This is a genomic window from Comamonas koreensis (genome assembly GCF_021026195.1).
Classification (GTDB): Bacteria; Pseudomonadota; Gammaproteobacteria; order Burkholderiales; family Burkholderiaceae_C; genus Comamonas; species Comamonas koreensis.
The window spans coordinates 60,616-86,978 of record NZ_JAJNCT010000030.1 but is presented as its reverse complement, the minus strand read 5'-3'; the positions used below and the strand labels follow the sequence as shown (position 1 = coordinate 86,978).

Below are 26,363 nucleotides of genomic sequence, written 5' to 3'. Positions count from 1 at the left end.
GAAGTGAATGATAGAGAGGGAGGGAGGAGAAGCACTTCAGGTTTGCAGTCATGCCTAAGGGCCTGAAAGACTTCGCAACATTAAAAAGGATACGTAAAAAACTGCGCCGGTCGCCTATGCATGGTTCACTGAGTAGGGGAGCGGTTTTAAGTTTCCGCCAGTCACTATAAATGTATTGTAAACAAATAAATAATTTGTTTCATTCCGTTATCATTTGTCAAATCAATTGGATTGAATTTTGCGATAGTACACTGTTTTGAATGCAATTGCACGTAAGTGAATGCTAGCGACGGACAGTGATGCAGTATAAACCCTTATGAATTCCCGAGTTCCATCGGTCTTTCTGCAAGCGTTATGTGGTCTGCAACACCGTTTTCCACAGCGCCCGCACCGTGTGTTGCTCTTCCAACAAGGCGGTCTCCGGCACCTGGGTGGGTGCCTCGTTCAGCCTGGCCAGATGTTGCACACGGCGCAAAGCGCGGTAGGCATTCGCCGTCGCCTCGCCCATACCCTCGGGCAGCAAACCAGCATTTTCAGCAAGACGCAGCAGGGTAATGTTGCCCAGGTTGGGACGCAATTGGGGATTGCAAGCCGAGTGCAGCAAGATCAGGTACTGGACGGCAAATTCCACATCCATCATGCCGCCCACGCTGTGCTTGACGTCGAACAAGCCGGCGGGCACTGCATGGGCGCTGCGCACGCGCTCGCGCATGGTGGCAATCTCGCTGCGCAGCGCTGCGGCGTCGCGCGGGGCGGTGATCACCGCTTCGCGCACCGCGTCAAAACGCGCTGCCAGCTCGGCGCTGCCCATCACAAAGCGGGCACGCGTCATCGCCTGGTGCTCCCAGGTCCAGGCGGTGTTGCTGCCACGCTGCTGCTGGTAGTTGGCGTAGGACTCAAAGCTGGTGACCAGCAGGCCGGAGTTGCCGTTGGGGCGCAGCGCGGTGTCGATCTCGAACAGGTCGCCTTCACCGGTCTTGACGGTGAGCCAGCTGATGAGCTTGCGCACAAAGGCGGAATAGACCTCGGGCGCACGTTCGTCGTCGTCATCGAACACAAAGACGATGTCCAGATCGCTGCCGTAGCCCAGCTCTTTGCCGCCGAGCTTGCCGTAGCCGATGATGCCGAACTGCGGCTCCTCGCGGTGGGCGCTCTTGAGCCGGCCCCAGCACCAGCGCGTGGTCACGCGCAGCACGGCATCGGCCAGTGCCGACAGGTCATCGGCCACTTGCTCGACCGTGATCTGCTGCTCGATGTCGCGTGCCAGGGTGCGGAAGGTCTCCGCATGGTGGGCGCGGCGCAGCAGGTTCAGCAGGTTCTCGTCATCGTCTTCTGCTGTAGATTGCAGCGCGGCACGGCGCCGCTCCAGGTCGGCCTCAAACTCCTGCGGGTTGAAGCGCTCGTGCATCAGCGCATCGCTGGCCAGCTCATCGATCACGCCGGGGTGTTGCAGCATATAGCGGGCCGGCCATTTGGCCGCACCCAGCATGTGCATCAGCTTTTCATGTACGGCCGGGCGCTCCTGCAGCATCGCCAGATAGCTCTCGCGGCGCAGCAGTGATTCCATCCAGTCGGCCAGCCGCACGGCAGCGATCTCGCTGACCTGGCCTTGGCTCAGCCACTGCGCAGTGCGCTGCAGCAGCAGGACCAGGCGTCCCCGGCCGGCATCGCTCAGGTAGCTGTAGCGGGGGTTGCGCTGCCACTGCAGCACGCGTTCGCGCACCGCTTCGGGCAGCTTGGGCAGCACGGTCTCCAGCTCGGGCGCGCTGGCAGCGGCCCCCTTGGCCCCGCCGCATTGGCCGCTCTTGCAGGCCTCGTTGCCGCCCAGCAGCTTGTCAAACTCCTGCGCGACCAGCTCGCGGTGGGCATCGAGCTGGTGCAGAAAGCGGCACTCGTCGTCATAGCCCAGGGTCTGCGCCATCCACAGCAGGTCGTCGTCGCGCGTGGGCAGCACATGGGTTTGCTGGTCGTCCAGGTACTGGATGCGGTGCTCCACCTTGCGCAGAAAGATATAGGCCTCGGCCAGTGCCTGTGCGGTCTCGGGTGCCATCAGGTTGGCGCGCTCCAGGCGGGGCAGGGCTTCGAGGGTGGCGCGGCAGCGCAGCTCGGGGAACTGGCCGCCCCGCACCACCTGCAGCAGTTGCACGATGAACTCGATCTCGCGGATACCGCCGCGCGAGAGCTTGACGTCATTCGCGCGCCCGGGGTGGCCCGCGCTGCGCTTGGCCGCATGCTCGCGGATCTGGCGGTGCAGGCTGCGCAGCGAATCAAAGACCGCGTAATCCAGATAGCGGCGGAACACAAAGGGCAGCACAGCCCCGCGCAGCGCCTGCACATTGGGCGTGCGAATATCGGCCAGCGGCGCCACGATGCGGCTCTTAAGCCAGGCAAAGCGCTCCCACTCGCGGCCATGGGTCTGCAGATAGTCCTCCAGTGCAGCCACCGAGATGGCGGCCGGGCCCGAGTTGCCATTGGGCCGCAGCATCAGGTCCACGCGGAACACAAAGCCGTGCTCGGTGGTCTCGCCAATCAGCTGGTAGATCAGCTTGATTGCGCGGATGAAGTATTCATGGTTGCTGAGCTTGCCCCGGCCATCGGGCTGGCCCTGGGTCTCGCCCTCTTGTTCGTAGATATAGATCAGGTCGATATCGCTGGAGACATTGAGCTCGCGCGCGCCCAGCTTGCCCATGCCGATCACCCACAGCTGCACCGGGTTGCCATCCGCATCGCGCGGCGCGCCATGGCGGCTGTCCAGCTCTGCGCGTGCAGCGGTGCAGGCGGCATCCAGGGCCAGCTCGGCCAGCTCGGTCACCCCCCTGGTGATGGTCTGCAGATCCGCTTGCTCGTCGCAATCGAGGTGCACCAGCCGCTCCATGACCAGCTGGCGAAGAATGCGCAGCGCTGCGCCCAGCGCATAGCCTTGGGCCTGCAGCGCCGCCAGGGTGGGGGCCATGGTGGCATGGGTAGGGGGGCCGCTGGGCAGCAGATCCAGCAAACCCTCGTAGCGGCGGTGCAGGCGCTGGACAAAGCGCGAATGCTCAGACAGAGGCAGGCTGGCCTGCGGGGGCGTGATATCCGTGTGTGCCATAGCGCTTTATCGACAATGTCCTGCGGCAGACCTGTTCAAATGCTCACATATGCAACGCGAGCGAGGGTCTTGCCGCGGGTCATAATTTCGCTTTCCCCTTACTGATTGGACTCGTTTGACTGTGCGCGCGCCCCGATTGCTCAAGCTCGCTGCCAAGCTCGCGCAATGGTCGCTGGGATTATTGCTGGGCTTGGTGCTGCTGATGGCCATGGCCGTGGCGGCGCTGCATTGGTGGATTGTGCCCCGTATCAATGACTTTCGCCCGCAAGTGGAATCTAGGCTATCGCAGGCGCTCGGGATGCCGGTGCGCATCGACCGTTTGCAGGCCGAAGGCAACAACAGTCTGGTGCCTGCGATCGCGGTGCAGGGCCTGCGCATCGAACAGGCCGATGGCTCCCCTGGGTTTACCCTCGATACGATCAAAGTCGCGTTGTCGGTGCCGTCGCTCTTGCGACTGCGGGCCGAGCAAATCGTCATCAACGCACCGCAGCTGACGGTGCAGCGCGCCGCCGATGGCAGCGTGCGTGTGGCGGGTGTGCTGGTGGAGACATCACAGAACAAGGACAGCGGCAGTGCTGGCGACTGGTTGTTCCGCCAGCGCGAAGTGTTGCTCCAAGGCGGCAGCATCATCTGGGATGACCAGCTGCGCGGCCTGCCCCCCGTCACTTTCAGCGATGTGCATCTGCTGCTGCGCAACCCGGGCCTGCGCCACGAATGGCAATTGCGCGTGCGCCCGCCCGAAGACTGGGGCGACGCGCTGGAGCTGCGCGGGCGCATGCACCAGCCGCTGTGGGCGCTGCACGATGGCAGCTGGAAGCACTGGAGCGGTCAGGTGTACCTTGAAGCGCTGCAGCTCAATGCTGCGGCGATGGCGCCCTATCTGCCGCCTGCAGTGGGTCTGCAGCAAGGCCAGGGCTCGGCACGCCTCTGGCTGGATGTGACGCGGGGCAAGCTCAGCAATGGCACCGCCGATGTCGCCTTGCGCGATGTGGGTGTGCGCCGCCAGGCCACCGCTGCCGGTGATGACAAAGCGGCGCAGGGCTCGGTGCTGCTGCTGCGCTCGGTGCAGGGCCGCATCGGCGGCGCCGCCGATGACAGCGGCTTTCGCTTGCTGACGGAGAACCTGGCGGTCGAATCGGCCAACGGCGAGCAATGGCCCGGCGGCAGCGCACGCATCAACCACGTCTATGCCCAGGGCAAGCAGCCCAGCGAGACCGAAGCCAGCGCCCAGTCGCTCGACATTGCCTCCCTCGCCCAGCTGGCGCGGCTGCTGCCGATCCCTGACAACGCCCGCCAATGGCTGCAGAGCAACCGGCCTGCGGGACTGGTCCGCAGTGCATCGGCCCATTGGCGCGGTGATATGGACAGTTTGAAGGACTGGCAGGTCAAGGCCGATATAGGGCAGCTGGCCTTCGGCATGCCGGCTGCGGCGCCCCGTGCCAATGCAGCGCGTGACAGCCATGGTGGCCTGGTGCTGGCTGCCGGGCAACCGCATGTGGGCCTGCGCGGGCTGAATCTGGCCATCGATGCGCGGGCCGGTGGCGGCCAGGCCAAGCTGAGCTTTGCCGATGGTGCGCTCTACCTGCCGTCGGTGTTTGAAGACCCGCAGATCCCCATCACTTCGGCCAGCACCCAGCTGCAGTGGACGGTGCAGGGCGAGCGCATCCAGATGCAGTCCGAGCGGCTGGAATTCGCCAATGCCCATGCGGCGGGCCATGCGCGCTGGACCTGGCAGACGGCAGACCCGCAGAAGTCCGGCTCGCAATCGCGCTTCCCCGGCATTCTGGAACTCAAGGGTGTGCTTGACCGGGCCGATGGCACGCAGGTGCACCGTTATCTGCCACTGCATATTCCGCCCGATGCGCGCCACTATGTGCGCGATGCCGTGCTGGCCGGCCAGGCCAGCAATGTGCAGTTCGAGATCCAGGGCGACCTCTGGGAAGTGCCTTTTCCCGATTCGCGCCACGGCCTGTTCCGTATCGTCGCGCCGGTGCGCGACGTGCGCTATGCCTATGTACCCAACTCGCACCTGCACCCGGGCGAAAAGCCCTGGCCCGAGCTCAACCGCCTCTCGGGCGAACTGGTGTTCGAAGGCAATGGCATGCAGGTCAACAAGGCCAAGGGCATTCTGGATGGCAATACGCGCATCGTGGTGGACCAGACCAGCGCTCAGATTCCGGACTTTCATGAGACGCGGGTCCTGGTCAATGCGCAGGCCAATGGGCCGCTGGCCGATATGCTGGCCACCGTGCGTGGCAGTGCCATCGATGCGCTGACCCAGCACGCGCTGGCGCAGACCCAGAGCGATGGCGATACCCAGTTGCAGCTCAAGCTGGACCTGCCGGTCCATGACATGGCCCATTCCAAGGTCGATGGCAAGGTGCTGCTGGCGGGCAACCGCATCCAGTTCCATGATGATTCGCCGGTGGTGGAGAAGGTCACCGGGGCAGTGCAGTTTTCCGAGCATGGTTTTGCGCTGCAGGATGTGCAGGGCCAGGCGCTGGGCGGCGCGGTCAAGTTCTCGGGCGGCATGGATGTCAGCGGGCTGCCTGCGGGCGCGGACCACGGCCCCCGCCTCAAGGTGCGGGCCAATGGCGTGGCCACGGCCGATGGCCTGTTGCGCGCCAAGGAACTGGGCCCGGTGGTGCAGCTGGCGCAACTGGCCCAAGGCCAGGCCGCCTACCAACTGGACATCAGCATGGGCCAGGGCGTGCCGCTGGTGGAGGTGCGCAGCGATCTGGCCGGCATGGCGCTGGCGCTGCCGCCACCGCTGAAAAAAGCCGCCGACGAGGTCTGGCCGACCCAGTTTGCCAGTACCGTGCCCGATGCCCCGCGCGCTGCGTTGGTGCGCCAAAACATGCAGCTGGATGTGGGTGGCCGCCTGCAGCTGCGCTATGTGCGGGATATCAGTGCCGATGACAACATCCCTGACAAGGTCGTCAGCGGCGTGCTGCGCTTGGGTGCAGGCGCGCTGACCTTGCCGGCCAAGGGGGTGATTGCCGAGGTGCAACTGCCCCAGGTTGATGTGCAGGAGTGGCAGGCGCTGGCCCAGCGCCTCAAGGCCATGGCACCGCCTGCGCGGGCGTCCGCTGCCGAGGGCGCTGCGGCCTCGCTGCCCGCCAGCGACGCCTATCAGGCTTTCCTGCCAGACCATTGGGATATTCGCCTGGGCACCGTGCAGGTGCGCGGGATCGACATCCATAACCTGCACCTGAGCGGCTCGCGCACGGGTCAGCGCTGGCGCAGCCAGGTCAGCTCCAGCCTGCTCGATGGCCAGCTGGAATACGAGCAAGAGGCCAAAGGCCCGGGCACCATCCGTGCGCGCCTGAGCCAGCTGCGCGTGGGCCAGGACGGCGCCGACAGCAAGCCCGGTGCCAGCCACGATGACGCGCCCGAGCAGGAGCCGGGGCAGTTGCCGGCGCTGGATGTCGTGGTCGAGGACTTGCGCTGGCGCCAGCATTCGGTGGGGCGGCTGGAGGTGCAGGCGGTCAACCAGCGCCAGTCCGACAGCTCCTGGTGGCAGCTGAAAAACATGGTGCTCTCGAATGACGCGGCCAGCCTGCAGGCCAGCGGTGATTGGGGCGCCAAGCGCAGCAGCTCTGGCGGGCGCCGCACCGAGCTGGAAATGCGCCTGGACCTGAAAGACACTGGCGCTTTGCTGGGCCGCCTGGGCATGGCTGGCGTGGTGCGCCAGGGCAAGGGCTCGGTGCAGGGCCGCATCGGCTGGACGGGCAGCCCCGTGAGCCCCGACTACAACAGCATGGATGGCAAGCTGCACATCGATGTCGGCCAGGGCCAGTTCCTGAAAGTGGAGCCCGGTGCGGCCAAGCTGCTCGGGGTGCTCAACCTGCAGGCCTTGCCGCGCCGCCTGACCCTGGATTTCAAGGACGTGTTCAGCGCCGGTTTTGGCTTTGACTTTGTGCGCGGTGATGTGGGAATCAGCGACGGCGTGGCCTCGACCACCAACCTGCAGATGAAGGGCGTGACCGCCGCTGTGCTGCTCGAAGGCAGTGCCAATCTGCGCGACGAGACGCAGGACCTGCATGTGGTCGTCATCCCCGAGCTGAACACCACCACCATGGCCCTGGTGACCACCGCCATCAATCCGGTGATCGGTATCGGCACCTTCTTGGCACAGGCCTTGTTCAAGGGGCCGTTGACCGATGCGGTGACCCAGGAGTTTGAGGTCAGCGGCTCCTGGTCGGAGCCCGAGGTCAAGCGTCTCAACCGCCGGCAAGAGGCCGAGCCGAGCGTTGTCGGTACCCCGCATTGAACGCCCAGCCCCTGCTGCGCTGAGTCACCTGTGATATCCGCAAGCGCCGCACTAGGTCGGGGCTTACGGATAATAGCTGCCAGTTTCTCTTGCAGGATGCATCGATGAAAGTAGCCGCACTCCAAATGGTGACCAGCACAGACTGGGAGCACAACCGCGCACAGGCCTGGCAACTGCTGCAGCAGGCGGCGGCCGCTGGTGCGGAGCTGGCGCTGCTGCCCGAGTACTTCTGCCTGATGGGCCAGCGCGATACCGACAAGCTGGCGCTGGCCGAGCCTTTTGGCGAAGGCCCCATGCAGCAGTTCCTCGCTGATAGCGCCCGCAGCCTGGGCCTGTGGATCGTCGGCGGCACCCTGCCGCTGCAGGGGCCTGATGCAGAGCATGTTTACAACAGCAGCTGCGTCTACAACCCGCAGGGTGACTGCGTGCTGCGTTATGACAAGATGCATTTGTTTTGCTATGCCAACGAGCGCGAATCCTATGACGAGCACCGGGTCATCGCGCCGGGCAACACGCCAGCGCAGTTTGACCTGCCCAGCCGTGATGGCCAGCGCTGGCGCATTGGTTTGAGCATCTGCTACGACCTGCGCTTTCCCGAGCTCTACCGCCTGCATGCACAGGCCGGCGCGCATCTGATGCTGGTGCCCAGCGCCTTTACCTACACGACGGGCCAGGCGCACTGGGAGCTGCTGCTGCGCGCGCGGGCGGTGGAAAATCTGGCCTATGTGCTGGCCGCAGCCCAAGGCGGCCAGCATGAAAACGGCCGCCGTACCTGGGGCCACAGCATGGCCATCAACCCCTGGGGCGAGGTGATGGCGCTGCAGGCCAGCGAGTCTGGTGTGGTGCTGGCCGATCTGGACTGGGCGCAGATGCAGCGCTGGCGCCAGCAGCTGCCGGCCTTGCAGCACCGCGTATGCTGATGGCGCATTGGGCGCAGACCCTGGCGCAGCGCTGGCACCAAAGCTGGCGGCGCTGGTCGCTGTGGTCGGCGCTGGTGCTGCTGGTGGCGGGCACCCTGGTTACCCAGGTCTGGCTGGCTGGGCGCTATGAGATCTCCGAGGTGCAGCAGCGCCTGGACCGCGAGGCCCAGGATGCCGTCGGCGACATCCGCAGCCGTTTCAACGACAACGTCAACCGCCTGCGCAGCATGCCGCGCTACGACAGCGATGTCATGGCCTGGCAGTCGACAGCGGCGACCATCTTGCGCAACCAGCGTGACCTGGCCCATATCGAGTGGCGCAACCCGCAGCTGCAGATCGAGGCCAGTGAGGAGTCGCCCTACCTGAACCTGCAGTGGTCGGCCATCGACCGCACCGGTATGAACACCGAGAGCCATACCGCCTGCCTGCGCGCCCGCAACACCGGCGCCGCCTCGTATGCGGGCAGCTATTTTCTGTCGCAGGGCAATGGCACGGGGTTGGAGCTGCTGGAGCTGTGTGTCCCGGTGATCACCGGCGACCAACTGCACGGCTTTGCCGTGGCCACCTACATCCTGCAGAACGTGCTGTCGGACCTGGTCAGCGAGAACCTGCGCCGCAACCATGAGCTGTCCTTCACCGAGACCGATGGCACGCGCCTGGCGATTGTCAGCACGCCCCGTCGCGGCACGCGGGTGTTCACCTCCAACCAGCTGCTTGATCTGCCCGGCGTGGCGCTGATGCTGCGGGTGGACAGCTGGCATGCAGCGCCCAATGTCTTCCCCAATGTGCTCACCGCCCTGGTCACCGGCATGTCGATTGCGCTGATCACCGTGCTGGTGGTGCTGGTGCGCGACAACCGCCGCCGCCTGAAGGCCGAGCGCGATCTGGGCGATGCGCTGGCCTTTCGCAAGGCGATGGAAGACTCGCTGGTGACGGGGCTGCGCGCGCGCGACCTGCATGGCAAGGTCACCTATGTGAACCCGGCGTTTTGCGAGATGGTGGGGTTCTCGGCCGAAGAGATTCTCGACCCGAGCAAGGCCACGCCTTACTGGCCGCCCGAGATGGCGCCCGAATACGCGCGCCGCCAGCAGATCCGCCTGTCGGGCCATCTGCCGCCGCCGCGCGAAGGCTACGAATCCACCTTCATGCACAAGGAAGGCCGGCGCTTTCCGGTGCTGATTTTCGAGGCACCGCTGATCAATGCCGCTGGCATGCACACCGGCTGGATGAGTGCCTTTGTCGACATGAGCGAGCAGCGCCGGGTCGAGGAGCTCTCGCGCGCCTCGCAGGAGCGGCTGCAGGCCACCGCACGCCTGGCGACGGTGGGCGAGATGGCCTCGCTGCTGAGCCATGAGCTCAACCAGCCGCTGGCCGCCATCTCCAGCTATGCGACGGGCATCATGAACCTGCTGCCCGATGGTGCCTCGCCGGGCGAGGTGCAGGAGCACCTGCCCGATGTGCGCATGGCCGTGCAGCGCATGGCCTTCCAGGCCGAACGCGCAGGCAAGGTCATCAAGAGCGTGCATGGCTTTGTGCGCCGGCGCGACCAGTCGCGCGAGTTTGTGCAGGCCTCCGAGTTGATGGACGCAGTATTGCCCTTGGTGCGGCTGCAGGCGCGTAAACTCTATGTCGATGTGGCCACCGAGCTGGCGCCCGGCTTGCCGGCCGTCTTCTGTGACCGGACCATGGTCGAGCAGGTGCTGCTCAACCTCAGCCGCAACGGCATGCAGGCCATGGACTATGGCGGCACGCACCCCCGGGTGCTGCAGATGCTGGTGCGGCTGGCGCCCAGTGACGATGGCCGGGCCTGGGTGGAGTTTGTCGTGGCCGATGTGGGCGAGGGCATCACGGAGGAGGTAGCCGAGCGTCTGTATACGCCGTTCTTCACCACCAAGGACGAAGGCATGGGGCTGGGTCTGAGCCTGTGCCGCACCGTCGTGGAGCAGCATGGCAGCCATTTGCGCTACCTGCCCAACCAGCCCCGTGGAACCATCTTCAGTTTTACCCTGCCAACCTGGCGCAACGATTGAAAGTTCAGAGATGCAGCCGCTAGTGAATGCGACCGTGTATATCGTCGATGATGATGCCGAGGTGCGGGATGCGCTGGCCTGGATGCTGCGCTCGCGCCGCTTGCTGAGCGAGAGCTTTGCCTCGGCCGAAGCCTTTGAGGCCATGCTGCGCAGCCGCCCGCCGCAGGTGGACCCGGCCTGCGCTCTGTTGGATGTGCGCATGCCCGGCATGAGCGGGCTGGCGCTGTTTGACCGCTTGGTCGAGATGGACGTGATCGCTGCCTTGCCGGTGATCTTCCTGACCGGCCATGCCGATGTGCCCACCGCCGTGGCCACCGTCAAGCGCGGTGCCTTTGATTTTTGCGAAAAGCCGTTTTCCGACAATGTGCTGGTCGACCGCATCGAGCATGCGCTGCAGGCATCGAGCGCTTACCTGGAAACCCTGCGCTCGCAGCAAGGCGTGCGCGAGCGCGTGGCTGAGCTGACGGACCGCGAGCAGGCCGTCATGCGCCTGGTGATCGATGGCCTGCCCAACAAGCTGATTGCCGATGAGCTGACCATCAGCGTGCGCACGGTCGAAGTACACCGCGCGCGAGTGTTCGACAAGATGCAGGTCAAATCGGCGGTAGAGCTGGCCAACCTGCTGCGTGATCTTTCTTGAGGCCGCCGCCCGGCGGCAGGCCCGCAAAAAGGGCGCCAGTCCTTGAACGGGCGCCCTTTGTGCATTCTGCAAAGGCCGGTGTTAGCGGCCTTGCTGCACTTCACCCACATAGATCTCGACGCGGCGGTTGTGCGCGCGGCCGGCGGGCGTGTCATTGCTGGCAACCGGCTGGCGCGAGCCCATGCCTTGCACCTGGATGCGCGCGCCGTTCACGCCGCGTTGCGTCAGGTAGTTGCGTGCGCTCTCGGCACGGGCCAGCGACAGCGGATCGTTGATGCCGTCGTTGCCAGTGCTGTCGGTGTGGCCGATGATGCGCACCTGGGCATTGGGGTTGTTGCGAAGGCCTTCGGCAAAGCGGTCCAGGATGGGGGCGAAGTTGCCCTGGATGTCCGAGCGGTTGGTCTGGAACGAGATGTCGCTGGGGATATCGAGCTTGAGCTGGTTGTCCGGCGTCTGGGTCACTACTACACCGGTACCCTGGGTGGCCTGCTCCATCTCCTGCTTTTGCTTTTGCATGTGCTGCGACCAGATGTAGGTGCCCAGCGCGCCGATGCCCGCGCCGATGACGGCGCCCGAGCCTGCATGGCCGCCGGCAATCGCGCCTACGGCCGCACCGCCCAGTGCGCCCACGCCAGCGCCGGTGGCGGTTTGGCGCTGGGTATCGGACATGTTGGCGCAGCCGCTCAGAATGGCCAGACTGGCAACGGCAGAGACTAGAATTTGTTTACGCATGCTTGAACTCCTCTGATGCAAGGGCCGCCCCTGAAATGGAGCAGGCCGTGGATGCAAATTGTGGGCAGTAGAACTGCCAAATGCCAGAGACAAAGTTCAAAAATGGTAAAAATGACGGCAATGAGCGGCCATGTCCTACGATCTGCGCAAGCTAGTCGCGAGGGGGCTGCTCATCTTTGCTTACGATTTCCCCTTTTTTGCGACCGGCAAACATCGTCCACCAGACGATCGCCACCAGTATGACCAACGCCAATAGCGCTTCCAGCAATATCAGTTCCATCGGTACCCGCTCCTTACGTACGCTGTCGATGGCTGCGATTGTAGGAATTCTGGCCGCCTGCTCCAGCCAAGTCCCTTTGGACCAGCCGTCTTCGCCGACCACCCGCCCGCCGGTATCGGGCAGCATTGAGGTGCTGCCGCCCGATGCCAACGAGCCGCTGCCCCCGGCGATCCAGCAGGCCAAGAGCCGCTGGATACCGGTGCACTGGTCGTCGGTGCCCGGTCTGGAGCAGGACAACCTGGCCGATGCCTGGAACGCCTGGATCAAGAGCTGCAGCCGCCCGCCCGTGCCCTTTGCGCAGTTCTGCTCCGAGGTGCGGCGCATGAGCCTGGCTTCGACCGAAGAGCAGCGCGCCTGGATGGTGTCGCGCTTTCAGCCCTACCGGGTCGAATCGCTCGACGGCAACCCCGACGGCATGCTGACCAGCTATTTCGAGCCCATGCTCGATGGCACGCGCCAGCCGGGCAATGGCTATTCGATCCCGCTGTACCGCTCGCCGGCCTCGCTGGGATCGCGCAAGCCCTGGTTCAGCCGCCAGCAGATCGAGACCCTGCCGCAGGTGCAGGCCGAGCTGCAGGACAAGGTGATTGCCTGGGTCAACGACCCCGTCGATGCGATGGTGCTGCATATCCAGGGCTCGGGCCGGGTGCGCATCCAGGAGGCCGATGGCTCGGTGCGCCTGATCCGCGTGGCCTATGCCGCCACCAATGACCACCCCTACAAGAGCATTGGCAAGTGGCTGCTGGACCAGGGTCTGGTGCGCGATGCCACCTGGCCGGGCATCAAGGCCTGGATTGCCGCCAACCCGACCCGTGTCAATGAGCTGCTCTGGAGCAACCCGCGCTATGTGTTCTTCAGGGAAGAGCCACTGTCGCCGCTGGATGCCGAGTTTGGCCCCAATGGCGCCCAGGGTGTGCCGCTGACCCCGGGCCGATCGATTGCGGTGGACCGGGGCAGCATTCCCTACGGCACCCCCGTCTGGCTGTCTTCCACCGGGCCCACGGTGCAGCTCAACCGTCTGGTGATGGCGCAGGACACGGGCAGCGCCATCCTGGGTGCCGTGCGCGCCGACTACTTTGCCGGCTGGGGCCACGAGGCGGGCGATTTTGCCGGCCGGGTCAAGCAGCCGCTGCGCCTGTGGGTGCTGTGGCCCAGGGGCGTGGCCAAGCGCTGATCTCCGGAGATGGTGCCGCCAAGGCCAGCCCCCAGGCTGGCCTTTTTGCACGGTGGCGACTCGGATAGGAAAGGGATCAACGCGAAGGCGTGCCCTTGGGGTTGACCGTCATCGGCAGCGGCAGGGCGCTGCTGGATTTGACCTCGCCCAGCGAGAAGGTGGTGTGCACGTCTTTCACGTTGGGCAGGTGCAGCAGCACGTTGCGGATAAAGCTGGAGAAGCTCTCCAGGTCCTTGGCGACCACCTGCAGCTCGAAAGTGCCCGCGCCGCTGATGTAGTGGCAGGACGTGACCTCGGGCAGCAGGCGGATCGATTCTTCCATGCGCAAGGTGATGTCTGCCGTGTTCTGCGCGGCATCGACGCGCACAAAGGCCAGCACGCCCAGGCCGAGCTTGTGGCGGTCCAGGGTCGCGTGGTAGCCGGTGATGTAGCCGGCCTCTTCGAGCGCACGCACCCGGCGCCAGCAGGGCGCGGCCGACAGGCCCACGCGCTGGGCCAGCTCGGCATTCGTCAAACGGGCGTTTTTTTGCAGCTCGTAGAGGATGGCCCAGTCGAATTTGTCAATTTGGTTCATTTATCGCCATTATTGAGCAAGATTCTTTCAAATACTAGGTAAACCCCGGCAAGGAAAAGAATACTTTATTCTCGCTGCCCGTCATACACTGCATCGATGAAAGCCAGGGTGTTTTGCCGTGGCTGCTGGACTTGGTTCCAGATTCCTATAACGCCCCACAATCCCGGACCTGCCACAAGCGGCCACCGGGTGCTCTCCCCAGGAGACAAGACGATGAATGCCTCACTCCCCGAGTCCGTCCGCAAAGCGCTGGAAACCGTCACGCTTGAGGACAACCTGCAACGCAGGTTGCAACACAAGTATGCAGCGGGCGGCGCAGCCGCACGTGGCGTATTTGGCGACGAGCTTGTTTGCCAAGGAGGTGTGTGATGAACGCTTCACTACCCGAGTCCGTTCGCAAGGCGCTGGAAACCGTCACGCTCGATGACAACCTGCAACGCGGGTTGCAACACAATAATGCAGCGGGCGGCGCAGCCGCACGTGGCGTATTTGGCGACGAGCTTGTTTGCCAAGGAGGTGTGTGATGAATGCTTCATTGCCTGACCACATCCGCAAGGCGCTGGAAACCGTCACGCTCGACGACAAATACGCACTGGCCCATGGCCGTGCCTTCATGAGCGGGGTGCAAGCCCTTGTTCGCCTGCCCATGCTGCAGCGCCAGCGCGATGCCTTGCAGGGCCTCAACACCGCAGGTTTCATCAGCGGCTACCGGGGATCGCCACTGGGCGGTTACGACCAGGCGCTGTGGGCGGCCAAGAAACACCTCAAGGAAAACAACATCGAGTTCCAGCCCGGCGTCAACGAAGAGCTGGGCGCCACCGCCGTCTGGGGCACGCAGCAGCTCGACCTGTACCCGCAGAGCAAGAAGTTCGACGGTGTTTTCGGCATCTGGTACGGCAAGGGCCCGGGTGTGGACCGCAGCGTGGACGTGTTCAAGCATGCCAACATGGCGGGGACGGCCAAGCACGGCGGCGTGATTGCGCTGGCCGGCGATGACCACATCAGCAAGTCCTCGACGGCGGCGCACCAGAGCGACCACATCTTCAAGGCCGTGGGCTCGCCGGTGTTCTTCCCCTCCAGCGTGCAGGACATCCTGGATATGGGCCTGCATGCCTTTGCGCTGAGCCGTTTCTCCGGCGTCTGGTCGGGCATGAAGACGATCCAGGAGATCGTGGAGTCCTCGGCCAGCGTCTCGGTGGACCCGGACCGGGTCAACATCATCACCCCCGATGACTTTGTGATGCCGCCCGGCGGCCTGCACATCCGCTGGCCCGATGCGCCGCTGGAGCAGGAAGCGCGCCTGATGGACTACAAGTGGTATGCGGCACTGGCCTATATCCGCGCCAACAAGCTCAACTACAACGTCATCTCCACCGCCAATGACCGCTTTGGCATCATCGCCAGCGGCAAGGCCTTCAATGACACGCGCCAGGCGCTGATCGACCTGGGCCTGGACGACGACACCTGCCGCCAGCTAGGCATCCGCCTGCACAAGGTCAACGTGGTCTGGCCGCTGGAGGCCTCCATCACCCGCGACTTTGCGATGGGCCTGCAGGAGATTCTGGTGGTCGAGGAAAAGCGCCAGATGATCGAGTACCAGCTCAAGGAGGAGCTGTACAACTGGCGCTCCGATGTCCGCCCCCATGTGCTGGGCAAGTTCGACGAGACCGATGGCGACCATTCCGGCGGCGAATGGTCGGTGCCCAATCCCAGTGACCACTGGTTGCTGCGCCCCAAGGCCGATCTGACCCCGGCGCTGATTGCGCAGGCGCTGGCCAAGCGCCTGAAGAAACTGGGCGTGCCCGACGACATCGTGCGCCGCATGGATGCGCGCCTGCAGGTGATTGCTGCGCGTGAACAGGGTCTGAAGGACAGCAAGCAGGAGTCGGTGGACCGCCTGCCCTGGTTCTGCAGCGGCTGCCCGCACAACACCAGCACCCGCGTGCCCGAAGGCAGCCGCGCGGTAGCCGGTATTGGCTGCCACTACATGGTCAACTGGATGCCGGACCGCAACACCAGCACCTTCACGCAGATGGGCGGCGAAGGCGTGACCTGGGTCGGCCAGGCACCCTTCACGACCGACCAGCATATCTTCTCGAACCTGGGCGATGGCACCTACTTCCACAGCGGCCTGCTGGCCATCCGCCAGAGCATTGCCTCGGGCGTGAACATCACCTACAAGGTGCTCTACAACGACGCGGTGGCGATGACCGGTGGCCAGCGCGTGGGCGAGCGCCCCGAGGGCCACTCGGTGCTGCAGATCATGACCAGTCTGTTGTCCGAAGGGGTCAAGAAGCTGGTCATCGTCAGCGACGAGCCGGAAAAGTATGACGGCGTGCAGCTGGGCGCCGGTGTGACCGTGCACCACCGCGACGAGCTCGACCGCATCCAGCGCGAGTTCCGCGAGATCAAAGGCACGACAGCCATTATCTATGACCAGACCTGCGCGACTGAAAAGCGCCGCCGCCGCAAACGCGGCACGCTGGCCACGCCGGCCAAAACCGTCATCATCAACGAGGCAGTCTGCGAAGGCTGCGGTGACTGCTCGGTGCAGTCCAACTGTCTGTCGGTGGAGCCGGTAGAGACTGATTTTGGCCGCAAGCGCAAGATCAACCAAAGCACCTGCAACAAGGATTTCTCCTGCGTCAAGGGCTTCTGCCCGAGCTTTGTCACCATCGAAGGCGGCCAGCTCAAGAAAGCCAAGAAGGAGAAAAAGGGCGACATGGCGAAGCTGCCGGCCTTGCCCGATCCCGTCCTGCCCGTGGCCACCCAGGCCTGGGGCATTGTGGTGGCGGGTGTGGGCGGCACGGGCGTGATCACCATCGGCTCCTTGCTGGGCATGGCAGCCCACCTGGAAGGCAAGGGCGTGGTTACGCAGGATGCGGCTGGTCTGGCGCAAAAGGGCGGCTCGACCTGGAGCCATATCCAGATCGCCAACTCGCCCAATGCCATCTACACCACCAAGGTGGACACGGCCAAGGCCGACCTGGTCATCGGCTGCGACCCCATCGTCGCGGCCAACAAGACCACCTTGGCTGCCATGCAGCAGGGCCGCACCTTTGTGGCGCTCAACACCCATGGCGCGCCCACGGCGGCCTTCGTGCACAACCCGAACTGGCAGTTCCCCGAGGCAGGTTGCGAATCGGCGATCCTGGCGGCCGTGGGCCAAGAGGGTGTGGGCATGTTCGATGCCGAGCACATTGCCACCCAGGCGCTGGGCGACAGCATCTACACCAACCCGCTGATCCTGGGCTATGCCTGGCAAAAGGGCCGGGTGCCGCTGTCCCATGCCGCGCTGATGCGGGCGATGGAACTGAACGGCGTGCAGGTGGACAACAACAAGGCCGCGTTTGAGTGGGGCCGCCAGTGCGCCGCCAACCTGCCCCAGGTGCAGGCCATGTTTGCCGCTCAGCAGGTGATCCAGCTGGTGAAAAAGCCCTCCTTGCAGGAGCTGGTGGCCAAACGCGTGGCTTTCCTGACCGACTACCAGGACAGCGCCTACGCGGCCGACTACCAGGCCTTTGTGGACAAGGTGCATGCGGCCGAAGCCAAGTTGGGCAGCAGCACGCGTCTGTCGCAAGCGGTGGCGCGCTATCTGTTCAAACTGATGGCCTACAAGGACGAGTACGAGGTGGCGCGCCTGCACACCACGGCCGAGTTCAGCGAGAAGATTGCCAGCATGTTCGAGGGCGACTACAAGATCGTGCACCACCTGGCGCCGCCCACCACGGCCAAGCGCAATGACAAGGGTGAGCTGGTCAAGAAAGCCTATGGCGGCTGGATGCGCAAGGCCTTCGGTGTGCTGGCGGGGCTCAAGGGCCTGCGCGGCGGCGCGCTCGATGTCTTTGGCCGCACCGAAGAGCGCCGCACCGAGCGCGCACTGATCCAGGAGTACCGCGCTTGCATCGAGGAGCTGCTGCAGGGCCTGAGCGCCGAGCGCCTGGCGCTGGCCGTGGAAATCGCCAGCATCCCTGAAGACATCCGCGGCTACGGCCATGTCAAGGAACGCCACCTGGCCGCTGCCCGTACCAAATGGCAGCAACTGATGGCACGCTGGCATGCCCCTGCGGATGCGGGTGGCGCCGCGCCGGTTGCGCCACAGCCGGAACCGGCCCGGGTCTAAAGCCCAGCAAAGTGGTCTGCAAAGGCCATCACACCCAAGCCGCCTGCGCACGATGCCAGGCGGCTTTTTTGTCAGCGTGGTCGGTGAGAACGCGTGACAAATTTGTCATGCTGAACGCGTCTGAGCCGGGTGTCTAACTATTTTTGATGCGTAAATACCACCTAAGCAGCCGCATTCGCCATAGTGGCTTCTACCAATGCACTGGCATGAAAGCTGCTTAATTCCATGAAAACAACCGGAAAAACCAGAGGCATCCAAGGTATTGCCTGGGTGTTCGCAGAGGGGCACGCATACAATGCTTCTCTTTGGGCCTTGGTTTTGGTCAACTAGGCAAGGCCTGCATCCACGTTGGGAGCTTCATTTGTTTATCTCTTCTGCTTTTGCCCAGACCGCACCGGCTGCTGCTGCCTCCGGCGGCATGACCTCCACCCTCACCAGCATGCTGCCTTTGGTGCTGATGTTTGTGGTGCTGTATTTCCTGATGATCCGTCCTCAGATGAAGCGCCAAAAGGAAGCCCGTGCCATGATCGACGCGCTGGTCAAGGGCGACGAAGTGGCAACCAATGGTGGCCTGGTGGGCCGCGTGGTGGGTCTGGACGAACAGTTCCTGCAAGTAGAGTTGGCCCAAGGCGTCGTCGTGCAACTGCAGCGTGGTGCTGTGGTGCAGGTGCTGCCCAAGGGTACGCTGAAGTAATCCATCGTTGAAACAGCAATTGGCGCAGCATGGCTGCGCCTTCTATTTTGCGTAAGGTAAGAGCGCGATCATGAACCGTTATCCGGTCTGGAAGTACGCGATCATTGTGATCGCGCTTCTGGTAGGGGTTGTATACACCCTGCCCAACTTTTTTGGTGAGGCGCCTGCTGTCCAGGTGGCCTCGGTCAAGGCGACTGTCACTGTGGATTCTGCGTTGCAGCAGCGTGTGGAATCGGTGCTGGCCGATGCCGACGTCAAGCCGCTGAGTATCGCGCTGGAAAACGGCTCGATCCGCGCCCGCTTCGACAAGGAAGACGAGCAACTCAAGGCCAAGGGCGTGCTTGAGCGCGCACTGATCCCTGACAGCAACGACCCCTCCTATGTGGTGGCGCTGAACCTGATCTCCCGCTCGCCCGCCTGGCTCACTGCCCTGCATGCCAAGCCCATGTACCTGGGTCTGGACTTGCGTGGTGGCGTGCACTTCACCTTGCAGGTGGACATGCAGGCGGCGCTGACCAAGCGCACCGAAGCGCTGACCAGCGATGTGCGTCTGGCGCTGCGCGACAAGAAGATTCGCCATGGTGGTGTGAACCGCGAAGGCCAGTCGCTGGAAGTGCGTCTGCAAGACGAGGCCACGGCCACGACGGTGCGCAACCTGATTGTGGACACCATGCCTGACCTGCAGGCCAATGTGGTCAGCACGGGCGGCGCCTATCTGGTGCGTGCCAACATCAAGCCTGAATCGCTGCGCAGCGTGCAAGAGCAAGCGCTCAAGCAGAACATCACCACCTTGCACAACCGTATCAATGAGCTGGGCGTTGCCGAGCCGGTGATCCAGCAGCAAGGCTCCGACCGCATCGTGGTGCAGCTGCCCGGTGTGCAGGATCCGGCACAGGCCAAGGACATTCTGGGCCGTACCGCTACTTTGGAAGTGCGCATGGTCGACGACAGCTCGGACGCGCGTGCCGCCGAAATGGGCGCGGGCCCCGTGCCATTTGGCTCTGAAAAATACAGCGACCCGCATGGCCAGTCCATCGTCGTGAAAAAGCAGGTCATCCTGACCGGCGAGAACCTGAACGACGCCCAGCCCGGCTTTGACAGCCAGACCCATGAGGCGACCGTCAACCTGACCCTGGATGGCAAGGGCGCGAACATCTTCAAGCAAGTCACGAGCGAGAACATTGGCAAGCGCATGGCCATCCTGCTGTTTGAAAAGGGCAAGGGCCAAGTGGTGACCGCACCGGTGATCCGCTCCGAAATCGGTGGCGGCCGCGTGCAGATCTCGGGCAGCATGAGCACCAAGGAAGCCAGCGACACATCGCTGCTGCTGCGCGCCGGCTCGCTGGCCGCGCCGATGGAAATCATCGAGGAATACACGATCGGCCCCAGCATGGGTAAAGAGAACGTGGAAGCCGGTATCAAGAGCATCGTGGGTGGTTTCATCGCGATCGCCGTCTTCATGTGCATCTACTACATGGTCTTTGGTGTGGTCTCGACCATTGCGCTGGGCGTGAACGTCCTGCTGCTGCTGGCGATTCTGTCGATGCTGCAGGCTACGTTGACCCTGCCGGGCATTGCCGCCATGGCGCTGGCCATTGGTGTGGCCATTGACTCGAACGTGCTGATCAATGAACGGGTGCGCGAAGAACTGCGCGCCGGTGCGTCGCCGCAGGCGGCCATCCATGCCGGTTATGAACATGCCTGGCACACGATTCTGGACTCCAACGTCACCACCCTGATCGTGGGCCTGGCGCTGCTGGCCTTTGGCTCCGGCCCGGTGCGCGGCTTTGCCGTGGTGCACTGCATCGGCATTCTGACCAGCATGTTCTCGGCCGTGTTCTTCTCGCGTGGCCTGGTCAACCTCTGGTATGGCCGCCGCAAGAAGCTCAAGAGCGTGTCGATCGGCCAGGTCTGGAAGCCCGAGGGCGAAGACGTACGCTCCGTGGCATCTGCTAAACGTTAAGGAGGAAGACCATGGAATTCTTCCGTATCAAAAAAGACATCCCTTTCATGAAATACGCGTTGGTGCTCAACGCGATTTCGGTCATCACTTTCGTGCTGGCGGTGTTCTTCCTGACCACCCGTGGCCTGCACCTGTCGGTGGAGTTCACCGGCGGTACCGTCATGCAGGTGGCCTACGAGCAGCCCGCTGACGTGGGCAAGATCCGCGAACAGGTCGCCTCGCTCGGCTACCAGGACATCCTGGTGCAGAACGTGGGCAGCGCCGACCGCGTGATGATTCGCCTGCCTATCGAAAAAGGCGTGACCACGGATCAGCAGGGTGAGAAGGTCATGGGCGCGCTCAAGGCGGCCGACCCTGGCGTGACCTTGCTGCGCAGCGAGTTCGTGGGCCCCTCTGTGGGTGAGGAGCTGGTGCACGGCGGCCTGATGGCGCTGGGCGCTGTGGTGCTGGGCATCGTGATCTACCTGGCCATGCGCTTTGAGTGGAAGTTCGGTGTGGCTGCGGCCGTGGCCAACTTGCATGACGTGGTGATCATCCTGGGCTTTTTCGCCTTCTTCCAGTGGGAGTTCTCGCTGGCGGTGCTCGCCGGTGTGCTGGCGGTGCTGGGGTATTCAGTCAACGAATCGGTGGTGATTTTTGACCGGATCCGCGAGGCATTCCGCAAGTTCCGCAAGCTCAGCACGCCCGAGGTGATTGACCACGCCATCACCTCGACGATGAGCCGTACCATCATCACCCACGCCTCGACCGAGGCGATGGTGCTGTCGATGTTTCTTTTTGGCGGTGCCAGCTTGCATTACTTTGCGTTGGCGCTGACCATTGGTATTCTTTTTGGTATCTACTCCTCGGTGTTCGTGGCAGCGGCCATCGCCATGTGGCTGGGTGTCAAGCGGGAAGACTTGGTCAAGGTCAGCCAGAAGGACCTGGACCCGAACGACCCCAATGCCGGGGCTACGGTATAAGCAAGACCGATAAAGGGATGGGATTTCTGTGGCTGTTGCACCTTCGCACCATCGCACCTGGCAAAAAAAACTCGCCCGTGAAGCACGGCTGAGGTTTGTCGGTGGCTTGTGCGCGGGTCTGCCCGGGGTGGCGGCGCGCCTGCGCGCCGAGCTGCTCCAGATCATGGCGCGGCCCAGCACCGATCCCGCCCGCTCCCATGTAGCGCTGTCGACCGCCATTGCCGAGTTTGACAACCACCAGCAAGCCTGGCTGGACAGCGCCAACAAGCTGCTGCGCCAAAGCCTGCTGGCCGGCGAGCCGGCCTCCGAGCCGGTGGCAGCGCCCCCTACCTTGACCAGCTTGGAGCTGGTCAGCAATGAGGCCATCGAAGGCCGCATCATCGCATCGCGTCTGGCAGCCCAGCTGCTGGAGCTGGTCGCGCTGGAGCTGGACAGCGTGCGCCGCGTCACCCAGTTTCTGGAAGACCAGGAACTGGGCCCCGCTGATGCGCTGCGTCCCGAGACCTGGTGTCTGCGCCTTATCGAGGGCTGGGAAGCCGCCGGCCTCAGCCGCAAGACCCTGGACCTGCTCTGGACGCCGATGCTCGAAGCGCTGGCGCCCCTGGGTATCAGCGGCTACACGGCCGTGCGGCGCTTCTATGACGAACAAGGCGCGGCGAGCGAAGACGAGCTGCGCAGCTACCGCATCAAACGCACCGAAGGCGAACGCCATGCGCCGGCTGCTGCTGCCGCTCAGCAGATGGGCGGCATGGCGGCTGGCCAGGTTGCGGCCGCATCAGCCGCTGCAGGCACAGCTTCGGGGGCCGCCAGCATGCCTTCGGGACTGGTGCCCGCAGGCGGAGTACCGGCCCCTGGTTTGATGGCCATGGGTGCAGCGCGCCAAAAGAACCAGGGCGTGCTGGCACAGTTGCGTGGCTTTTTGCAAAACGTGGGCGGCGGCCGATCCAATGGCGGACAGACTTCCGTGCGCGCATCATTGAGCGCAGCCGGTGGCTATGTGATCTCGCCAGCGCTGCAGCATGCGCTGGTATCGCCGCCAACCGCGATCCAGTCGGCCTGGTTCCATACCGCGCCGGCGGATGACGATTTTGACGCTGTCCAGGTGGTGGCACCGGTGGCGCTGGCCGTGCGCCAGCAGTCCTCGGCACTCAAGAGCGTGGCCTCGTCCGACGAGGAAAAGGCGATCATCGAGATCATCGCCTTGATGTTCCAGAGCATCCTGAACGAAGACCGCATTCCCGCAGGTATCCGTATCTGGTTTGCGCGCCTGCAGGTGCCCGTGCTGCGCGTGGCGCTGGCCGAGCCGGCCTTCTTCAACGACACAGAACACCCAGCTCGCCAACTGATCGACCGCATGGGTGCCTGCGTGCTGGGCTTTGAGGCTGCCGCGCTCAATGGCACGACCTTGGAGGCCGAGGTCAAGCGGGTCGTGCAGGTGATCGAACAGTACCCGGATACCGGCAGCCGCGTGTTCCAGCTGGTGCTCAAGGAATTCCAGAAGTTCCTGGAAAAGAACCTGACCGGCCAGACCGCGACCGCGCGCGAGCTGGTCAGCCTGGCCCAGCAGATCGAACAAAAGGAAACGCTGGCCATCCAGTACACCATCCAGCTGCGCGACATGCTGCTGGAGATGCCAGTAGACAGCGATGTGCGGGAGTTCCTGTTCAAGCAGTGGTCCGATGTGCTGGCGATGTCGGCCATCCGCTTTGGCGCCGAGCACGAGAACACGCAAAAATTCAAGAAAGCCGCGCTGGACCTGGTCTGGTCGGCATCGGCCAAGCCCAGCAAGGAAGAGCGCGCCAAGGTGATCCGCCAGCTGCCTTTGTTGCAAACCGTGCTGCGCCAGGGACTGACCTTGTCGAACATCGTCGGCGAGCGCCAGGACGAGATGATCAAGAGCCTGATGGATATCGTGGCCGAGGCCTTCCTGGCCAAGACTAATGAGATTCCGCAGGAGCGCATTATTGCGCTGGCAGAGCGCCTGGCCCATCTGGAAGACGCGCTCGACGAGGTGGTGACCGAGGAATACCCGCTCAGCGCCGAGAGCATCGAGCTGATGCTGGGCATCGACACCAGCAGCATCCAGGTGATTGCCGACGATGGCGCGCTGGTGCAGCCCGAGGTGCTGGAGTGGGCGAAGAACCTGTCGCTGGGCAACTGGTTCATGCTGGACCACAATGCCAGCCCGCTGCAGGTGCAGTACGTCTGGCACAGCCAGCACAAGCAGCTGCAGCTGTTTGCGGCGCTGAGCGGCTCCTGCTTCCTCTTCCAGATGCGGCGCATGGGCCACTACCTGCAGGCCGGCCTGCTGCTGCCGCGCGATGCCGAAGGCATCACCGCCCGCGCTGCGCGCGATGCGCTGGCCAAGATCGAGGCCAACCCCGAGCGGCTGCTGCAGTAACCGGCAGCGGGGCCTAGCCTGCCGCCAGGCGCTGAAACAAGCCGCCTGGCAGGCGCGCTACCTGGCCTTTGAGCTCCAGCTCCAGCAGCTGAATCTGCAGACTGGCGATATCGATGCCGGTACGGCTGCACAGGCTGTCCAGATCCACCGGATCAAATCCCAAGGCTTGCAGCAAGCCCTGGTCTTCTGTGCTGGCACTGATTGCCGCTGCGCCACGCGCATCCTTGGGCTTGGATTCTGTGGGTGTGGGTGTGGGTGTGGTTGCCATACCCAACGCCGTCAGTTCTTCCAGAATATCTTCCACCGATTCCACCAGCTTGGCACCCTGGCGGATCAGCGCATGGCAGCCCTTGCTTTGCGGCGCATGGATGGAGCCGGGGATCGCGAAAACCTCGCGCCCCTGTTCGCTGGCGAGGCGGGCGGTGACCAGGGAGCCGGAGGCGGTAGCGGCCTCGACCACCAAGGTGCCGCTGGCCAGGCCGGCGATCAGGCGGTTGCGTTTGGGAAAGTTCTGCGCCAGTGGGGGTGTGCCCAGGTGGTATTCGCTGACGATCCAGCCCTGCTCGGCAATCTGCCCGGCCAACGGGTGGTTGGCGCGGGGGTAGACCCGGTCGATGCCGGTGCCGATCACGGCAATGGTGGCGGGCTGCTGGCCGGTTGCGGCTTCCAGCGCACCGGCATGGGCGGCGGCATCGATGCCCAGCGCCATGCCGGAGATGACGGTGATGCCCTGGCGCACGAGGGTCTGCGCAAAAGCACGTGCATTCTGCACGCCCTGCGGTGTGGGGTTGCGGCTGCCGACCATCGCCAGCGCCTTGCGCGGCCATGCCAGGCCTTGCGCGCCAAACCAGCGGCTGTGGCCGGTGATGTAGAGCAGCACCGGCGGGTCGGCGGTTTCAAGCAGGGAAGGGGGGTAGTCCGCATCGCCCAGCGTGAGCACATGCCGTTGCAAGGGGGCGGGAGCCGTGCTCAGCCAGGTCCAGGTCGCTGTCTGCAGCGCCAGCAGCTCGGGGCTGGGCGTGTGCAGCGCCTGGGCCTGCGCGGGGGTGATACAGCTCTCCAGTTCTGCGCGGGTCTGGGCCAGCACCTCAGCCGGCAAGCCAAAGCGCGTCAGCAAGCGCCGGATGGCGGTATTGCCCAGGCCGGGCGTGGCGCTCAAGCGTAACCAGTCATGCAGCTCTTGTTCAGTCATGGGCAAGAGCCGCTTTCCCGGTCCAACCTGTCAGGGGCGGTAGTCGGGCGAGATCAGGGAGTCGCCGACCTTCACGCCTTCCTTGGCTTCCAGAATCAGCGCGTAGGACACCTTGTCGAAAGTGCGGAAGACCATGGCCAGGCCATTGGCCTCGTTGGGCAGCTTGATGACGGTCTGGTCACTGTCGGTCTTGTCCTTGATGCGCGCGCCGCGTGTCATCAGGCGGAAGACATGGCCCAATTCAACGCCGTCGGCCTGGCCGCGGTTGATGGCGATCACATTGTTGCGTGATGCATAGGCCACGCTGTTGCTGCCATAGATGGACAGGACGCTGCCTTGCAGGTGCTCATCGGGCGCATGCGGCACATAGCTGGTGACATTGACGCGTGGCATCGGCAGCAGCTTGTCGCCGATGCGGATTTCTTCCTTCACCGAGGTAATGTCCAGCGATGCCGGCACCGGATCGGTGTGGGCATTGCCCTTGACGTCCAGGGTCGTCTCTTGGCGTTCGCCCGCCATCAGCTGCACCTTGCCCAGGTACTGGGCTTCATAGCCCAGTACAGCATTGGTTTCGGGGTCGACCATGGGCACGGCATTGCGGAACACGCGGTAGTACTGGCGCTCCTGGCCCATTTCCAGCGACTGGTCGGCCGAGCGGCCATAGACGCGGTCGCCGGGCGACAGCAGCGCGCGCTCCTGCGAGGCGCCGACCAGGCGCGGGGCTTTTTCGCTCTCGCCAGCGGCCAGCACCTCGGGTTCGACTAGGAAGGCCTCGATCAGGCGCTGGTTGACGGCAGGCAGGGCGGTGCCCGACAGGCTTTCGCTGCGCACGCGCGGGGAGATGCGGATGACCTCGTCCTCCCCCGAGCGCGAAGTGACCAGGCGCGCCATGCCATTGCGGCGCTCCAGGTACAAGGTCTGGCCGGGGTAGATCAGATGGGGGTTGGCGATGGACTGCAGGTTCATGCCCCACAGCGCGGGCCAGCGCCAGGGCTGCTGCAGGTAGACGCGGGAGATGTCCCAGAGCGTGTCGCCACGCTTGACGACATAGGTATCGGGTGCATTGGCGGCCAGCTCGGCCTCGGGGATGCCCTGCGCCGCCACTTGCTGGGCGGTGCTGCGCTGCTGCGCGGTGACCGGCAGCTGCGCAGCCGGGGTGGCGGCCCAGGCACTCATGCCTGCGCAGGCCATGCAGGCGACTGCAACGGCGCTGCTGCGCAGCTGGTGGAACAGGGGCGTGGTGGATGCTCGCATGGCCGGGTGACTCCCTCTCAGTCGCTGTCAGGCCACAGTGGGCCTGCTGTCAATGTTTGTAAT

The 26,363-nt window shown here is 64.2% G+C and carries 18 protein-coding genes; 12 read left to right on the top strand and 6 right to left on the bottom strand.

What is annotated here, in order from left to right; translation table 11 throughout:
- Nucleotides 1-352: 352 nt before the first annotated feature.
- Entirely contained in the window at nt 353-3,088 is a 2,736-nt protein-coding gene (gene glnE, locus LPW39_RS20985; RefSeq protein WP_230779754.1) for a bifunctional [glutamate--ammonia ligase]-adenylyl-L-tyrosine phosphorylase/[glutamate--ammonia-ligase] adenylyltransferase, read from the bottom strand.
- A 121-nt stretch (nt 3,089-3,209) separates the two neighbouring features.
- On the opposite strand from glnE, the gene LPW39_RS20980 reads away from it, so the two are divergent.
- The 4 genes from LPW39_RS20980 to LPW39_RS20965 all read left to right on the top strand — a co-directional run bounded on the left by LPW39_RS20980 (nt 3,210) and on the right by LPW39_RS20965 (nt 10,951).
- Nucleotides 3,210-7,361, top strand: a complete 4,152-nt coding sequence (locus LPW39_RS20980; protein ID WP_230779740.1) for a YhdP family protein — start codon at nt 3,210-3,212, stop codon at nt 7,359-7,361.
- Nucleotides 7,362-7,465: 104 nt separating this feature from the next.
- On the top strand, nt 7,466-8,281 hold the full coding sequence (locus LPW39_RS20975; RefSeq protein ID WP_230779722.1) for a carbon-nitrogen hydrolase family protein: 816 nt from the start codon (nt 7,466-7,468) through the stop codon (nt 8,279-8,281).
- A complete protein-coding gene (locus LPW39_RS20970; protein ID WP_230779719.1) occupies nt 8,275-10,311 on the top strand; it encodes a two-component system sensor histidine kinase NtrB in 2,037 nt (678 codons plus the stop codon). Before LPW39_RS20975 ends, LPW39_RS20970 begins: the two co-directional genes overlap by 7 nt.
- A gap of 10 nt (nt 10,312-10,321) precedes the next feature.
- Nucleotides 10,322-10,951: a response regulator transcription factor gene (locus LPW39_RS20965; RefSeq protein WP_021026475.1), complete on the top strand. Its 630-nt coding sequence runs from the start codon at nt 10,322-10,324 to the stop codon at nt 10,949-10,951.
- An 81-nt stretch (nt 10,952-11,032) separates the two neighbouring features.
- Here LPW39_RS20965 and LPW39_RS20960 read toward each other — a convergent pair whose 3' ends face one another.
- Both LPW39_RS20960 and LPW39_RS23485 read right to left on the bottom strand, forming a co-directional pair.
- Nucleotides 11,033-11,683: an OmpA family protein gene (locus LPW39_RS20960; protein ID WP_133856321.1), complete on the bottom strand. Its 651-nt coding sequence runs from the start codon at nt 11,681-11,683 to the stop codon at nt 11,033-11,035.
- A gap of 151 nt (nt 11,684-11,834) precedes the next feature.
- On the bottom strand, nt 11,835-11,963 hold the full coding sequence (locus LPW39_RS23485; protein WP_269075907.1) for a hypothetical protein: 129 nt from the start codon (nt 11,961-11,963) through the stop codon (nt 11,835-11,837).
- Here LPW39_RS23485 and mltA point away from each other — a divergent pair.
- Nucleotides 11,923-13,137: a murein transglycosylase A gene (mltA, locus tag LPW39_RS20955; RefSeq protein WP_230779716.1), complete on the top strand. Its 1,215-nt coding sequence runs from the start codon at nt 11,923-11,925 to the stop codon at nt 13,135-13,137. The two genes, LPW39_RS23485 and mltA, sit on opposite strands and share 41 nt — an antisense overlap.
- Nucleotides 13,138-13,213: 76 nt before the next feature.
- On the opposite strand, the gene LPW39_RS20950 is transcribed toward mltA, so the two are convergent.
- Nucleotides 13,214-13,711, bottom strand: coding sequence for an Lrp/AsnC family transcriptional regulator (locus LPW39_RS20950; protein WP_230779714.1), 498 nt, complete (start codon nt 13,709-13,711; stop codon nt 13,214-13,216).
- Nucleotides 13,712-13,924: 213 nt separating this feature from the next.
- On the opposite strand from LPW39_RS20950, the gene LPW39_RS20945 reads away from it, so the two are divergent.
- The 7 genes from LPW39_RS20945 (at nt 13,925) to LPW39_RS20915 (ending at nt 23,854) form a co-directional block, all read left to right on the top strand.
- Nucleotides 13,925-14,080, top strand: a complete 156-nt coding sequence (locus LPW39_RS20945) for a hypothetical protein (RefSeq protein WP_230779711.1) — start codon at nt 13,925-13,927, stop codon at nt 14,078-14,080.
- Complete coding sequence (locus LPW39_RS20940) at nt 14,080-14,235, top strand: hypothetical protein (protein WP_230779708.1); 156 nt, start codon at nt 14,080-14,082, stop codon at nt 14,233-14,235. Before LPW39_RS20945 ends, LPW39_RS20940 begins: the two co-directional genes overlap by 1 nt.
- On the top strand, nt 14,235-17,834 hold the full coding sequence (locus tag LPW39_RS20935; RefSeq protein WP_230779705.1) for an indolepyruvate ferredoxin oxidoreductase family protein: 3,600 nt from the start codon (nt 14,235-14,237) through the stop codon (nt 17,832-17,834). Before LPW39_RS20940 ends, LPW39_RS20935 begins: the two co-directional genes overlap by 1 nt.
- A 361-nt stretch (nt 17,835-18,195) precedes the next feature.
- Nucleotides 18,196-18,528, top strand: coding sequence for a preprotein translocase subunit YajC (gene yajC, locus LPW39_RS20930; protein WP_021026469.1), 333 nt, complete (start codon nt 18,196-18,198; stop codon nt 18,526-18,528).
- 70 nt (nt 18,529-18,598) lie between these two features.
- A complete protein-coding gene (gene secD / locus LPW39_RS20925) occupies nt 18,599-20,491 on the top strand; it encodes a protein translocase subunit SecD (RefSeq protein WP_230779700.1) in 1,893 nt (630 codons plus the stop codon).
- 11 nt (nt 20,492-20,502) lie between these two features.
- Nucleotides 20,503-21,453 (top strand): protein translocase subunit SecF, encoded by a 951-nt coding sequence (secF, locus tag LPW39_RS20920; protein ID WP_230779697.1) that lies wholly within the window; start codon nt 20,503-20,505, stop codon nt 21,451-21,453.
- Nucleotides 21,454-21,481: 28 nt separating this feature from the next.
- The gene (locus LPW39_RS20915) at nt 21,482-23,854 is read left to right on the top strand and encodes a DUF1631 family protein (protein ID WP_230779694.1); all 2,373 of its coding nucleotides are present in this window, start codon (nt 21,482-21,484) and stop codon (nt 23,852-23,854) included.
- A 13-nt stretch (nt 23,855-23,867) separates the two neighbouring features.
- On the opposite strand, the gene dprA is transcribed toward LPW39_RS20915, so the two are convergent.
- Together dprA and LPW39_RS20905 are read right to left on the bottom strand one after the other, a co-directional pair.
- Nucleotides 23,868-25,046 (bottom strand): DNA-processing protein DprA, encoded by a 1,179-nt coding sequence (gene dprA / locus LPW39_RS20910; protein ID WP_230779691.1) that lies wholly within the window; start codon nt 25,044-25,046, stop codon nt 23,868-23,870.
- Between the two features lie 30 nt (nt 25,047-25,076).
- Nucleotides 25,077-26,300, bottom strand: coding sequence for a LysM peptidoglycan-binding domain-containing protein (locus LPW39_RS20905; RefSeq protein WP_230779675.1), 1,224 nt, complete (start codon nt 26,298-26,300; stop codon nt 25,077-25,079).
- Nucleotides 26,301-26,363 lie beyond the last annotated feature (63 nt).